The sequence below is a fragment of the Nocardia sp. NPDC058497 genome (assembly GCF_042720195.1).
GTDB lineage: Bacteria > Actinomycetota > Actinomycetes > Mycobacteriales > Mycobacteriaceae > Nocardia.
Map to the genome: position 1 here is coordinate 5,697 of NZ_JBHXMY010000054.1, position 13,244 is coordinate 18,940.

Sequence of the window (13,244 nt, forward strand, 5' to 3'; positions counted from 1 at the left end):
CGGCTTCGGCCCAGATGGCGCCGAGGATGACGCCTGCGCCGAAGAGGGGGAAGCCGATGATGGTGGTTTTGTACGCGAGCTGGTCGAGGGTGCGGGCGTCGGGGAGGCGGCGGGCGATGGTGCCGAAGATGTTGTTCGACTCTTCGCCCGCGGGCTGGCGCATGCGGTACAGGTACAGCAGGCTGGCCACGCCGGATACCAGGAAGACGCCACTGCCGATGCTGACGATGGTGACGTGGATGGGCAGCCAGAACGAGCGCAGCGCGGGGACCACGGGCGCGGCGTCGGCGTAGAGGATCGTGCCCGCCAGGAACATCAGGATCAGCACCGGGACCAGCAGGAACACCCACATCGACCGGTAGCGCTGGTCACGCAGGAAGTACAGGCCGATCACCACGGCGGCCGCGGTGGCCATCGTCGTGAACTCGTACATGTTGCCCAGCGGGAAGCGGTGGGTGGCGAACCCGCGCAGCACGATCGAGCCGACATGCAGCACCGCGCCGACCAGCAGCACCGCGAACGCCATATTGCCGAGGCGCTCGGCGGTCGGCTTCGACACCGGCGTCTCGATACGGCCGGGCAGCGACGGGTCGGCGGGCGCGCCCGCGGTGACCAGTTCACGCGCGGCGACCTGCTTGGCCCGCGCCGAGGCGTACTGCACGAGCAGCAGCACCGTCGCCAGGGCATAGACAGCCATGGCCGACATGAAGGCGAAGTCGCTGTAGCGCGACAGCGTTTCGTCGATCGGCATCAGTTCTCCGTTTCCGCGTCCAGTACCCGCGCGCGCAGCCGGTCGAATTCGCCGCCCCAGCCCGCCTGATCGCTTCTGGCCAGACCGCCCATCTCTACTACGGTCCGTCGTTGATCCACGGTACCTGCCGCGGCCTCGGCAGGGTACGCCCGGATCCAGATCCGGCGGCGTTTCACCAGCAGCGACACCAGCAGACCGGCCATCATCGTCAGCGCGCTCACCAGCACCCACTGCTGCGCGGGGTCGTGCGAGACCTGCAGGTTCACGAACTCCTCGGCCCCGTCGAAGGTGACCTTCACGCCGCTGGGCAGCGTGGTCGACTCACCCGGACGCAGGTTGACCCGCGCTTCCTTGGTGAGGCGCCCCTGCTTGATCATCTCCGGGTCGAGCGAGAACAGCGACTGCGAGCGCCCGGTGTCGAGGCCGGTGTTGCCGCGGTAGATGTCGACCGCGACGGCCGGGTCGTCCATCGTCGGGAACGACGAGGTGAGCAGGCTGCCGTGGAACATCGCCGTCGGCGCGAACAGGCCCTCGATGGCGATCTGGTTCTGGCGGCGTTCCTCGTCGGTGGCGTACATGCCGCCGGGCGGGTCGATCCGCAGCACACCGCTGGACAGGAACGTCTGGGCGTCGTCGGGCCGCCACTGGATGGTCTCGGTGCGGGTCTGCCCGTTCGGGAAGGTGACGGTGAACGTCGGCGCGAACCCGTGGCCCTGCAGGTAGACGCGGTCACCGGCGACGCGCAGCGGGTGGTTCACCCGCAGCTCGGTGCTGCGCCAGGTGTCGGTGCTCAGGTCCTGGCCCGCCTGGTATTCGATGTTCGAGCGGAACATCTCGGCCTGGCCGGTGGGCAGGTAGTCGGCCTTGAAGTCCTTCACCTTGATGCACAGCGGCGTCATGCCGGTGCCGTCGTTGGTGTTGCCCGCGCGGAAGGAGTCGAACACCGCGGGCGAGGTGGTGCAGAAGCCGGGGCCGTTGTTGGCGATCACGATGACATTGCCCTCGTAGCCGAACAGCTTGCCCAGGGCGATCGCGACCAGCAGCCCCACCAGCGACAGGTGGAACACCAGGTTGCCGAACTCGCGCAGGTAGCCCTTCTCCGCGGACAGCGTCACCTCGCCGTCGCGCTTGCCCGGCCGCACCTCGACGCGCCAGCCGCGCAGCTGTCCGCGCGCCCGCTCGACGACCTCGTCGGCATCGCGGTCGACGGTCTCGCCGAAGTGATGCGGCAGCCTGCCGAGATTGCGGGGCGCGGCGACCGGCGGGGTGCGCAGCGCCTTGTAGTGGTCCCAGCAGCGCGGCAGGATGCAGCCGACCAGCGAGATGAACAGCAGCACGTAGATGGCGGTGAACCAGAAGCTGCCGAACACGTCGAACAGCTCGAACCGGTCCATCCACGGGCCAAGGGTCGGGCGGTCGGCGATGTACTGGTCGACCTTCTGCGCGTTCAGGCTGCGCTGCGGCAGCAGGGCGCCCGGAATGGCCGCCAGCGCCAGCAGGAACAGCAGAACCAGGGCCGTGCGCATGCTGGTGAGGCCGCGCCAGGTATTGCGGACCAGGGCCCAGGCACGGCCCGGCAACGACTGCCGGACGGGCGGGGTGGGGGTGGTCGGAGTAGTCAGTGTGTCAGTCATCAGATCGGGAGAGTCACCTCGGAGACGAACGCGTCACGCACCCAGCTGACGAACTGATCCCATGCCCCCGTGACCAGCGCGACGCCGACGGCGACGAGCATAAAACCCCCGACTACCTGGATCGTGCGCGAATTGCGCCGCAACCAGCCGACCCCGCGCAACGCACCGGCCGACCCGAACGCCAGCACGACGAACGGCAGCCCGAGCCCGAGACAGTACGCCACGATCAACGCGACACCGCGCGCCGCGGTCGTGCCCTCGGTACCGGCCGACACCGCCATCACCCCGGACAGCGTCGGGCCCAGACACGGCGTCCAGCCCAGCGCGAACACCCCGCCCAGCAGGGGCGCGCCGACGATGCTGGTGAACCTGCGCGGCTCCATCCTGGTGTCACGCTGCAGCGCGGGCACCAGGCCGATGAACACCAGACCCATCAGGATCGTCACCACACCGCCGATGCGCTGCAGCAGTTCCCGGTTGACGTTGAGGGTCCCGATGACGCCGAACACGGTGGCCGTGGCCAGCACGAACACCACCGTGAACCCGGCGACGAACAGTCCGGCGGCACCGGCGACGCGCATCTTCGCGCTGCGGCGCTGCGCGGTCAGGACACCTGCCTGCGCGGCCGTGGCCGGTGGCGCCTCGGCACCGACCAGCCCGGCCAGATACGACAGGTACCCCGGCACCAACGGCACGACACACGGTGAAGCGAACGACACCAGGCCCGCGAGCAGACAGGCACCCAGCGCCAACAGCAACGGACCCGATGCCGCGGTCGCCTGGAAGGAATCCCCGACTGCGGCGAGCACCATCACTCGGAGGTGTCCTCGTCACGCTGCTCGTCGCGGGGCAACGACAGGGTGCGCTCGGTCTCGGCCGGCTCGGCCGGACCGAAATCGAACAGGCCCGCACCGGCCACGCTGCGCGGGACGGTCGCGATGCCCGCCCAGCGATCGTCGACGGTCCACCCCGCTCCCATGCGGCGGGCACCCTGGCGGGGGCGACACGCGGTCAGATTTCCGGGACGACGACGGCTCACTGCTTCTCCTCGGCGGCGATGCGCTCGACCACGGGCTGCAGATCTTCTGCCAATAGCGAGCGAAGGAAGACCGCGGCGACCCGGTGCTGACGATCCAGGATCAACGTGGTCGGAATGACACTGGTGGGAAAGTTTCCGCCGAGGGCGAGCAAGGTTCGCATCGACGGGTCGTAGATGGACGGGTATTCGATCTTGTTGTCCACCACGAAGTCCTGGGCTTTGTCGCGCTGGTGGTCGCGGACGTTGATTCCCAGGAACGCGACGCCCTTGTCTTTGGTCGCCGCGTAGACCTTTTCGAGTGCGGGCGACTCGGCGCGGCATGGGCCGCACCACTGTCCCCACAGGTTCACGACCACGATCTGGTTCGGGAAATCGTCGACCGAGACGGTCTTTCCCTCGTTCATCAGATCGGGCCCCGAGAGCGTGCCGATCGTGCCGCGCGAGGCGGGCGGATCGTAATAGATATCGGTTTTACCACCGGGCGAGACGAATTCGAAGGTGCCGCCACCGGTAGCCACCGCATCGGTACCTGTCGAACAGCCAGCGGCCGCGACGATCACCAGCAGCGCGGACACGACGGCAGTGACCGCCCGCAGCGGATGGCTGCGGACGGAGACCGATGTGGTGGCGCGTGTCATGCGCCGTGAACCGAAGGGTCGGAGGCGCCCGCTGGTTCGGAGTACACGATGTCGACCAGGGTATCGCCGTGGTAGACCAGCGAGGTCAGCGAGGCGAGCGAGCACTGGCGATTGCGCGGGTCGTGCCAGAGCCGCTGACCCTGCAGGAACCGGCGCAGCGTCCACACGGGCAGCTGATGCGAGACCAGCACCACCTCGTGACCGGCGCCCTCGACGCGGGCCTTGTTGACCGCGGCCAGCATGCGATGCGCGATCTGCAGGTACGGCTCGCCCCACGACGGGGTGAACGGGTCGCGCAGCTTCCACCAGTGCCGCGGCTTGCGCAGCGCGCCGTCGCCGACGGACACGCGCAGGCCCTCGAAGGTGTTGCCCGCTTCGATCAGGTTCTCGTCGGTGCGCACGATCACGTCGTGGGCGGCGGCGATCGGGGCCGCGGTTTCCTGGGCGCGCTGCAGCGGGGAGGCGATCACCAGGGAGATGTCGTGGTCGGCCAGCGAGCGGGCAACGGCGCCTGCCTGCGAGCGGCCTGCCACCGAGAGGCTGAAACCGGGCAGGCGGCCGTAGAGGATGCCGTTCGGGTTGTGCACTTCGCCGTGGCGGAGCACATGCACGATGGTTTCGACGGTCGACGGGTCGTCGTCGAGGCCGGGCGGTGCGGCGGCGGGCGCGGGATGGGGCGCCTCGTCACCGTCGACCGGGGTGGCGAATTCTGCGTCGGGCTGGTCGGAGCTCACGCTGGGGATCCTTCGGGGGTTGCGGCCGCGGCCGCGAGGGCGGCGGCGGGCAGAGCGGCGGCGATACGGTCGAACGCGTCCTCGTCGAGCGCCGCGGAGACGAACCATGCCTCGAACGCGCTCGGCGGCGCGTACACGCCCGCGTCGAGCAGGGCATGGAAGAAGGCTGGGTAACGCCAGGTCTGGCTCGCCTTGGCGGCGGCATAGTCGGTCACCGGGCGGTCGGCGAAGAACACGCTCACCATATTGCCTGCGAACTGGACCTGATGCTCGACACCGGCCTCTGTCAGGGCTTTCGCGAACAGCGAGCCGAGCCGATCGGCATTACGGTCCAGCGCCGCGTACACCTCGGCGTCGGCGGCGCGCAGCGTCGCCAGGCCTGCCGCGACGGCGACGGGGTTACCGGAGAGGGTGCCCGCCTGATAGACCGGGCCCAGCGGGGCGAGGCTGTTCATGATCTCGGCGCGGCCACCGAACGCGGCGGCGGGCAGGCCACCGCTCATCACCTTGCCGAAAGTGTAGAGGTCACCGGCGACGCCCTCGCGGCCGTACCAACCCGACGCGCTGACCCGGAAGCCGGTCATCACTTCGTCCATGATCAGCAGCGCGCCGTTGTCGTGGGCCAGCGTGCGCAGGCCCTCGTTGAAACCGGGCAGCGGCGCGACCGCGCCCATATTGCCCGCGGCGGCCTCGGTGATGACGCACGCGATCTGGCCGGGGTTGGCCTCGAACGCCACGGCGACGGCGGCGAGGTCGTTGTAGGGCAGCACGATGGTGTCGGCGGCCTGCGCGCCGGTGACGCCGGGCGAGGTCGGCAGACTCAGCGTCGCGACGCCGGAGCCCGCGTCGGCCAGCAGCGCGTCGACGTGGCCGTGGTAGCAGCCGGCGAACTTGATGATCTTGGTCCGGCCGGTGCAGCCGCGAGCCAGCCGCACGGCGCTCATCGTGGCCTCGGTGCCGGAGTTGACCAGGCGCACCCGCTCGACCGGTTCGACCCGCGCGGCGATCGCCTCGGCCAGCTCGATCTCGGCCTCGGTCGGCGCGCCGAACGACAGCCCGCCCGTCGCGGCCCGCTGCACCGCTTCGACGACCGCGGGGTGCGCGTGGCCGAGGATCATCGGGCCCCACGAACAGACCAGATCGACATAGGAATTGCCATCGGCGTCGACCAGGGTGCAGCCGTTGGCGGAGGCGATGAACCGGGGTGTTCCGCCGACCGAATTGAACGCACGGACCGGGGAATTGACACCACCCGGGATCACCGAAGCAGCCCGCTCGAAGAGCTGGGCGGAAACCGGCACCCGCGACTGACCCGGCCTGGTCGGAGAAGAACTCACGGATTCCAGTCTCTCAGCTCGCCTCCGCGCGCCGGACGACAGGGTGGAGCACAGTGACCCAGACCGCAGCGACCCACCGGCGACACGCCCGACACGCCGCCCCCAGACGCTGATGAATTCGATCAAGGCGCGTTGGCCTGCGGCTACGCTGCGGGCTGCTCAGGCACTGAGCGGTGGGAACTCAGCGATAGCGGAAGGGTATTTCATGCGTTTCGGCGTCACCAGCACTGCCCTGGGTACGGGGTTCGTCGCGGCCGCAGTGATCTGCGGCGCGGGTTCGGCCACCGCCTTCGCGCCGCAGGCCCAGCCGGATCGGATCGGCGCCCAGCTCAGCCATGAGGAGACCGTCGCGCTCGGCGCCGGTCCGGTTCCGGCGCTCATCGCGATGTTCGTGCCAGCCAACCGGATCGGCGCGGGCCTGCATGGCGACACGAATCTGCACCGCGACGCCGACGGCGGCATCCGCGCCACCCTGCGTCAGGTGGTGACGGAGGCGGCGAGCCATCCCGACGGCACCGTCACCGTGTACCTGAACGCGCCGGGCACGCGCGGCGGCCGCGTCGTCGACGTCTACCAGCACTGGAATTAGGCGTACCTCCGCCTTCGCTCCGGCCGTGCGCGAAAGACTGACGAACGCTTCGCGCCTATGCCTGCTATGTGTACATGCAGGGAACTTCGGCCGAGATCGTGTGCAGCTGGCACATGATGCCGTTGTAGATACCGCTCGAGCCGGTCTCCGGGGCGAAGCCACCGGCGGCCGGCTCGGCAACCATGGGGGTCAGTGGCAGGCCAGCGGCCTGGGCGGGGGCCGCCGCCAGGGCGATCGCCGCCACGGCCGCGGCCGCGGTACAGAATCCTGCGGTGAGCTTGGTCATCGGTGTTCCTCCGTGCACTGCCCGCTGCGCGAGCGTCGACATCCGCGCCGAACCCCAACGCGCACATCGAAATTCGGCCTCGCTCAGTGCATCGTTTCGGTAACGCGCGGCGCTACATACCCGGTCACGATCCTGGCGACGGCATCGATGACGAGGACACCGGCCAGGATCACCAGCCCGGTGGCCAGGATCAGCAGCGGTGGCACGTAGCGCACGGCCTCGAACGCGGGATGATCGTCGGCGGTGACGTATTCGGTCGTGCGCCGGGCATGGCTCCAGCTGTACGCCGCGCCGGCCAGGCAGAGCACGGCCAGGCCGAGCTCGAACAGCGCGGCGGCGATCCAGCGTCTCATCCTTGCGATCCTGCCAGGGCAGAGCTCAATGCGGTGCGCAGGCCGGTGTGGTCGATCGCCCACGCCTGCACGATCCGGCCGTCTACCAGGCGCAAGCCGATGCCGCGGCGACGGCGCGGGACGCCGCTGAGCGCGCCGAGCGGACTGGCCTGCGCGGCGTCGTCGTCCTCGGCGGGGAGCACGGCCGCGACGTCGGCCAGCGACAGCGATTCGACACCCTGGTGCAGCGTGGAGTCGGTCAGTTCGACCCGGCCATGGGTGCGTCCCGCGATCACCTGGACAACGGTGAAGCCGCCGATGGCGACGGCGCAGAACCCCAGGGCGAACCAGTGCAGGGTGCTACCCGTGAGCCATTCCACCAGCAGGATGACAGCGCAGAGCACCGGGCCGTACGTGACCGCGCGCCATCGCGCGCCGGGCTCGGAGAACAACACCATGGGGAACTGCGCCGGAGGATCAGCCGACCAGGCTCGGCAACAGGATGAGAGCGATGGTGACGACAGCGAGCAGAACCATCAATCCGATGACCAACAGATCGCGTCGCAGGCTGTGTGGCTGCTCGATCACCACGCGCATCATTGCCTCCGCTCCGCCGGCTCCCTACCGGCTATGTCACAGTGAGTACCCCAAATCACTGTGACCATGCTCACCCTACACTGCGGCGAGCCGGCGGCCCAAGACGACGGGGGTCTATCTCACGTTCACCGGCGGTTCAGCTGGAAGTACTTGGTGGAGTCCGGCCGGTAACTCAGATACGCGGCGCCGACCGCGAGGACGCCCTGCACGATCGCGGTGCCACCGGCGATCATCGTGGCCACCGAGGTGTCGCCGGTGAAGGCGAACATCGTGGCGACCGCGCCGAGACCGAGCCAGACCGCGACGACCGTGAGCACCGTGCGCGCCCACGACTTACCGCGGGCGAGCTGCTGGGCGATCAGCACGGTCACCCCGGCCAGCACGAGTCCGACGATCGCCGTCAGCACGAACGCGACCAGCACCATCACGTCGACGGTCGAGGCAGGGAAGTTCGGATCCGACTTGTGCATCTCGTCGAGGAACTGCTTGCTCAGCTCGTCGCGCTGCCCGGTCATGGTGGCGATCCCGGCGCCGGTGTACACGACCCCGAGCCCGGAGACGGCCCACCACAGCTGGCGTGCGGTGCCGACGTCTTCGGGCATCGGGCGGGTTTCGGGTTTGTGCGGTGGAACGATCACGACAGCCAGTGTGCAGCCTCGGTCGCCCAGTAGGTGAGCACGATGTCCGCGCCCGCCCGCCGGATGCCGATCAGCGACTCCAGGATCGCGGCCCTGCGGTCGATCCAGCCGCGCTCGGCGGCGGCGGTGATCATCGCGTACTCGCCGGAGATCTGGTAGGCGGCCACCGGGACCGTCGAGCGATCGGCGACGTCGCGCAGGATGTCGAGGTAGGACATCGCCGGCTTCACCATCACGATGTCGGCGCCCTCGGCGAGGTCGAGATCGAGCTCGCGCAGCGATTCGCGGCGGTTGGCCGGATCCTGCTGGTAGGTGCGGCGATCGCCTTCCAGCGACGAGCCGACGGCCTCGCGGAACGGGCCGTAGAAGGCGGAGGCGTACTTGGCCGCGTAGGCGAGGATGGCGGTGTCGGTGCGCCCGACCGCGTCCAGCCCGCGCCGGATCGCGCCGACCTGGCCGTCCATCATGCCGCTGGTGCCGAGCAGATCGGCGCCCGCCTCGGCCTGGGCCAGCGCCATTTCCACGTAGCGGTGCAGGGTGGCGTCGTTGTCGACCGCGCCGTCGGTGCCGATGACACCGCAGTGGCCGTGATCGGTGAACTCGTCCAGACAGGTATCGGCCATGACGACGGTCGCGTCGCCAACCTCCTCGGACAGCGCGCGCAGGCCGCGGTTGAGGATGCCGTTGGGGTCGCTGGCCTGGCTGCCGGTGGCGTCCTTGTCCTCGGGCCGGGGCACGCCGAACAGCATCAGGCCGCCGACACCGGCGGTCACCGCTTCGACGGACGCCTTGCGCAGCGAGTCGAGCGAGTGCTGATACACGCCGGGCATCGAGCTGATCTCGCGTGGTTCATCGATCCCGTCGGCGACGAACATCGGCAGCACCAGCTGACGCGGCTCGAGCGTGGTTTCGGCGACGAGCCGACGCATAGCGGGAGTCCTGCGCAACCGCCGCGGGCGGTCGAAAGCGGTCATAGACCGCAGAATACGCCTGCGCGCGCGGCCTCGCGTCAGCGCCTACGCGGCCTCGCTCGCGCGGGCAACCTCGCCCAAGATCGACTCGAACGTGGCAAACACCGGGAGCGGACCGGCCGAGCTCCACGACTGGTTGGTGAGCAGGATGCCGGTCACCGCACCGTCGTTGGACCAGGTGGAGCCGAGGCCGCCGGACCAGCCGTACGAGCCGGCGCGCGGACCGTCCACCAGGTCGCTGAGCTGGACGCCGAGCCCGGAGCCCCAGCCCGCGCTGTCGTCCGGGTTCGGGCCGCCTGCCGCGATCTGTTCCGCGGTGAGGTGATTGCGCGTCATCGCGGTCACCGCCGCTTCGGACAGGATCCTGGTGCCGTCGAGTTCGCCGCCGTCGCGCAACATGCGGGCGAACCGGTGATAGTCGGCGAGGGTGGAGACGAGTCCGTCGCCGCCACCCTCGAATGCGGGTGGAGTGCTCCATTGTCCGTCGACCGGGTCGAAGACGATGCGGGTGCCGTCCCGGTCGGCGTAGTGCGGCCCGAAGCGGTCGAGCTTGTCCGCCGGAACGGAGAAGCCGGTGTCGACCATGCCCAGTGGGCCGAAGACGCGCTCGGCCAAGAACTCCGAGAGCGGCTTGCCCGCGGCCCTGGCGACCAGGAAGCCGAGGATCGGCGCGCCGACGTGATAGAGCCAGCGCTCCCCCGGCTGGTACTGCAGCGGCAAGGTGCCGAGCCGCTCGAGCCAGGTGTCCGGGGTCGGCATCTCCGCGGGCGTCGGTGGGCCCCAGCCGAGGCCGAGCTCGCTCCAGGCCGCGTCGAGCGGCTTGGGCGAGAAGTCGGCGAAGTCCATACCCCAGCCGAGCCGGAAGGTGAGCAGGTCGTCGACGGTGATCGGCCGCCGCGCCGCGACGGTGTCGGTGATCTCGGCGGCCGGATGTGCCAGCACGCGGCGGTCGGCGAGTTCGGGCAGCAGGCGATCCACGGGCTCGGCCGGGTCGAGCACGCCGTCGTCGATCAGGATCGAGGCCGCGACCGCGGTGACCGGTTTGGTCATCGAGGAGATGCGGAAGATGGTGTCGGCGCGCACGGGCGCGGCGCGCGAGGGGTCGAGATGACCTGCCGTGCCGGTCGATACCTGGTCGCCGGTCGCGACGAGCCAGGCCAGGCCGAGCAGTTCATCGGCCGCGACATGGGCATCGAGGCGCTTGCCGATCTCGTCCACCGTCATCATGTCTCCTCCCGTGACATCTGTGGCCCACTAGACCACAGCGGTCCGACAGCTGCCCGGCGACGAGCCGCGGTGAACCTGTGGATAAACTCGAATCCCGCTGGAGCTCAATGGCTTCCGCGCGAGATCGGCGAATCTTGTCGGACCCCCTCGCTACAATCGAAAGCGTGTTCGAGGGTTCCCGACGATCGGGGGCGGGACCCATTCGCGACGGGAGGACGCCATGAACGCCATTGCCGCATCGAAGTCCACGTTCATCACCGCGCCGTACGTGCCGCTAGAGAAGAAGCGGCTGCCCGCGGGCAGGCCGCGCCGCTGGTACGTGGCGCACAACCGCAGGCTCAAGGCCATGCGGTTGACGATCGCGCTCCTCGATTCCGGGGTGTATCTGCCGAACCAGGCCACCAACGAGACGATCCGGCGCACCGCCGACCAGATCGAACTACGCCCGCCGTCGGATGCCACCTGCCGGCTGGTGCGCACGCTGCTGCGGTATAGCCGATGACGCTGATACGCCGAAGGCCCGCCACGGTGGGCGGGCCTTCGGGGTATCTCGGCAGACTAGCGGCTGCTGCTGCGGCGGCTCTTCTTCCGCGGCGGTGGCAGCAGGCCCTCGGCGCGCAGGCGCGACGCGTGCTCGGCCAGCGCCTCCACCAGCGGACCCACCTGCGCGGTCTCGGGCTGCACGTCCACGCGCAGACCGAACTCGATCGCGGTCTCGGCCGTCTTCGGGCCGATGCAGGCGACGATGGTGCGCGCATGCGGCTTGCCCGCGATACCGACCAGGTTGCGGACCGTGGAGGACGAGGTGAACAGGACCGCGTCGAAACCGCCGGTCTTGATCATCTCGCGGGTCTCCGCCGGCGGCGGCGAGGCGCGCACGGTGCGGTAGGCGGTGACGTCATCGATCTCCCAGCCGCGCTCACGCAGGCCCTCGGCGAGGGTCTCGGTGGCGATGTCGGCGCGCGGCAGCAGCACCCGGTTGACCGGGTCGAACACGTCGTCGTAGGGCGGGAAGTCGGCGAGCAGGCCCTCGGAGGACTGTTCGCCGCTCGGCACCAGCTCGGGGTTGATGCCGAACGAGCGCACCTTCTCCGCGGTGGCCTCGCCGACGCAGGCGATCTTCACACCGGAGAACGCCCGCGCGTCCAGGCCGAACTCGGCGAACTTCTCCCACACCGCGCGCACCGCGTTGGTGGAGGTGAACACCACCCACTGGTAGCGGCCGTCGACCAGGCCCTTCACCGCGCGCTCCATCTGCGCGGGGCTGCGCGGCGGCTCGACCGCGATGGTCGGCACCTCCATCGGGATGGCGCCGTGGGTGACCAGCCGCTCGCTCATCTCGCCGGCCTGGTCCTTGGTGCGCGGTACAAGCACGGTCCAGCCGTAGAGGGCACGCGACTCCCACCACGACATCTTCGAGCGCTTCTCGACCTCCTTGCCGACCGTGACGATCAGCGGGCCGACCAGCTCGGAGGCGGCGTTGTTCAGGGTGGCCAGCGTCGCCTCGATGGTGCGCTGCTGGCGGGTGGTGCCACGCACGGTCACCGCGACCGGGGTCTGCGGGGCAAGGCCGTGTTCGACCAGCGCGCTCGCGGTCTCGGCCAGGTGCCCGGAGGTGGCGCTCAGCACCAGCGGTCCGGGGGCCGCGGCCAGAGCCGCCCAGTCGACCTCGCCGCGCACGTCCGCCTCGGTGTGCCCGGAACCGAGGGCGATACCCGCGTAGCTGGGCACCGCGGAGCCGTTCGGCAGGCCGGGCAGCACTTCGAACACCATGTGCGAGCGGGTGACGGCGTTGACCTCGTTGATCACCGAATCGGTGGTCAACGGATCACCGGCGACGACGCGCACCACATCGTGACCGCCACGGGCCTCGGCGATCAGCGTCTTGGCCACCTCGGCGGGCTCGCCGAGGGCCGGCCGCACGTCCACCGGACGCACGCCGTCCTCGCCCGCCTCGACGGCGATGCCGATCAGCGCGAGCACGCCCTTGTCGACATCGGGGTCGGTGAACGCCAGCGTCGCCCGCTCGAGCACCTCACGGGCGCGCACGGTCAGCAGGGCCGGGTCGCCGGGGCCGGATCCGACGAAAAGGATCCGCCCTGGTTGCTTCTTGGTGCCTCGGCTGCTCATCGGTTGTTCTCCATCGGGCTGGAATTGGTGAAGTCTGGTGCGGGGGTGTTCACCGCCTGTGTGGGGGAACCGACCTCCGGTTCCGGCTCGTCCGCGACGCTCATCAAAGCGCGAGCGCCCAGATCCAGCAGATCGCGCGCGAGTGCGCGACCGAGCTCCTCGGCGTCGCGCGGCGCCCCGACGATCGAGGCGCGCAGGACGTCGGAACCGTCGATCGCGGCGGCACAGGCTCGCAGCGACAGCTCCTCGAAGACGCGGCCGTCCGCGTCGATCGAAACGACGCCCGCCGCGGAGGCGCCCCAACGCGCGGGGGCTCCCCCCCACAGCACACCCAGCAGCGA

16 protein-coding genes and 1 pseudogene are annotated in these 13,244 nt (G+C 69.8%); 2 read left to right on the forward strand and 15 right to left on the reverse strand.

Going from position 1 to position 13,244, the window contains the following annotated elements:
• From ACFWPJ_RS06380 to hemL, 7 genes are all read right to left on the reverse strand, one after another.
• The coding region (locus ACFWPJ_RS06380) for a cytochrome c biogenesis protein (RefSeq protein WP_378847899.1) at positions 1–751 on the reverse strand (751 nt) is incomplete at its 3' end.
• The gene (locus ACFWPJ_RS06385) at positions 751–2,385 is read right to left on the reverse strand and encodes a cytochrome c biogenesis protein ResB (RefSeq protein WP_378847902.1); all 1,635 of its coding nucleotides are present in this window, start codon (positions 2,383–2,385) and stop codon (positions 751–753) included. The genes ACFWPJ_RS06380 and ACFWPJ_RS06385, both read right to left, overlap by 1 nt.
• Complete coding sequence (locus ACFWPJ_RS06390; protein ID WP_378847904.1) at positions 2,385–3,197, reverse strand: cytochrome c biogenesis CcdA family protein; 813 nt, start codon at positions 3,195–3,197, stop codon at positions 2,385–2,387. The genes ACFWPJ_RS06385 and ACFWPJ_RS06390 overlap by 1 nt, the downstream gene beginning before the upstream one ends.
• A complete protein-coding gene (locus ACFWPJ_RS06395; RefSeq protein ID WP_355273943.1) occupies positions 3,197–3,364 on the reverse strand; it encodes a hypothetical protein in 168 nt (55 codons plus the stop codon). The genes ACFWPJ_RS06390 and ACFWPJ_RS06395 overlap by 1 nt, the downstream gene beginning before the upstream one ends.
• A 56-nt stretch (positions 3,365–3,420) precedes the next feature.
• A complete protein-coding gene (locus ACFWPJ_RS06400; protein ID WP_378847907.1) occupies positions 3,421–4,062 on the reverse strand; it encodes a TlpA disulfide reductase family protein in 642 nt (213 codons plus the stop codon).
• Positions 4,059–4,676 carry a histidine phosphatase family protein gene (locus ACFWPJ_RS06405; protein WP_378847931.1) on the reverse strand — a complete coding sequence of 206 codons (618 nt, stop codon included), beginning with the start codon at positions 4,674–4,676 and terminating at the stop codon, positions 4,059–4,061. Before ACFWPJ_RS06405 ends, ACFWPJ_RS06400 begins: the two co-directional genes overlap by 4 nt.
• Before the next feature lie 116 nt (positions 4,677–4,792).
• On the reverse strand, positions 4,793–6,133 hold the full coding sequence (gene hemL, locus ACFWPJ_RS06410; RefSeq protein WP_378847910.1) for a glutamate-1-semialdehyde 2,1-aminomutase: 1,341 nt from the start codon (positions 6,131–6,133) through the stop codon (positions 4,793–4,795).
• 205 nt (positions 6,134–6,338) lie between these two features.
• On the opposite strand from hemL, the gene ACFWPJ_RS06415 reads away from it, so the two are divergent.
• Complete coding sequence (locus ACFWPJ_RS06415) at positions 6,339–6,722, forward strand: hypothetical protein (protein ID WP_378847912.1); 384 nt, start codon at positions 6,339–6,341, stop codon at positions 6,720–6,722.
• A 64-nt stretch (positions 6,723–6,786) separates the two neighbouring features.
• Here ACFWPJ_RS06415 and ACFWPJ_RS06420 read toward each other — a convergent pair whose 3' ends face one another.
• From ACFWPJ_RS06420 to ACFWPJ_RS06445, 6 genes are all read right to left on the reverse strand, one after another.
• The gene (locus ACFWPJ_RS06420) at positions 6,787–7,008 is read right to left on the reverse strand and encodes a hypothetical protein (RefSeq protein ID WP_189025524.1); all 222 of its coding nucleotides are present in this window, start codon (positions 7,006–7,008) and stop codon (positions 6,787–6,789) included.
• An 83-nt stretch (positions 7,009–7,091) separates the two neighbouring features.
• The gene (locus ACFWPJ_RS06425) at positions 7,092–7,361 is read right to left on the reverse strand and encodes a hypothetical protein (RefSeq protein WP_189025522.1); all 270 of its coding nucleotides are present in this window, start codon (positions 7,359–7,361) and stop codon (positions 7,092–7,094) included.
• Entirely contained in the window at positions 7,358–7,798 is a 441-nt protein-coding gene (locus ACFWPJ_RS06430; protein ID WP_378847916.1) for a hypothetical protein, read from the reverse strand. The genes ACFWPJ_RS06425 and ACFWPJ_RS06430 overlap by 4 nt, the downstream gene beginning before the upstream one ends.
• Positions 7,799–8,062: 264 nt before the next feature.
• On the reverse strand, positions 8,063–8,575 hold the full coding sequence (locus ACFWPJ_RS06435) for a hypothetical protein (RefSeq protein WP_378847919.1): 513 nt from the start codon (positions 8,573–8,575) through the stop codon (positions 8,063–8,065).
• Complete coding sequence (hemB, locus tag ACFWPJ_RS06440; RefSeq protein WP_378847921.1) at positions 8,572–9,549, reverse strand: porphobilinogen synthase; 978 nt, start codon at positions 9,547–9,549, stop codon at positions 8,572–8,574. Before hemB ends, ACFWPJ_RS06435 begins: the two co-directional genes overlap by 4 nt.
• Positions 9,550–9,591: 42 nt before the next feature.
• The gene (locus tag ACFWPJ_RS06445) at positions 9,592–10,770 is read right to left on the reverse strand and encodes a serine hydrolase domain-containing protein (RefSeq protein WP_378847923.1); all 1,179 of its coding nucleotides are present in this window, start codon (positions 10,768–10,770) and stop codon (positions 9,592–9,594) included.
• A gap of 223 nt (positions 10,771–10,993) precedes the next feature.
• Between ACFWPJ_RS06445 and ACFWPJ_RS06450 the strand changes: the two genes are divergently transcribed.
• A complete protein-coding gene (locus ACFWPJ_RS06450) occupies positions 10,994–11,275 on the forward strand; it encodes a hypothetical protein (RefSeq protein WP_378847925.1) in 282 nt (93 codons plus the stop codon).
• Positions 11,276–11,331: 56 nt separating this feature from the next.
• Here ACFWPJ_RS06450 and ACFWPJ_RS06455 read toward each other — a convergent pair whose 3' ends face one another.
• Positions 11,332–12,903, reverse strand: a complete 1,572-nt coding sequence (locus tag ACFWPJ_RS06455; protein ID WP_378847928.1) for a uroporphyrinogen-III synthase — start codon at positions 12,901–12,903, stop codon at positions 11,332–11,334.
• A pseudogene (locus ACFWPJ_RS06460) lies at positions 12,900–13,244 on the reverse strand (hydroxymethylbilane synthase); the annotation flags it as partial. The pseudogene ACFWPJ_RS06460 and the gene ACFWPJ_RS06455, both read right to left, overlap by 4 nt.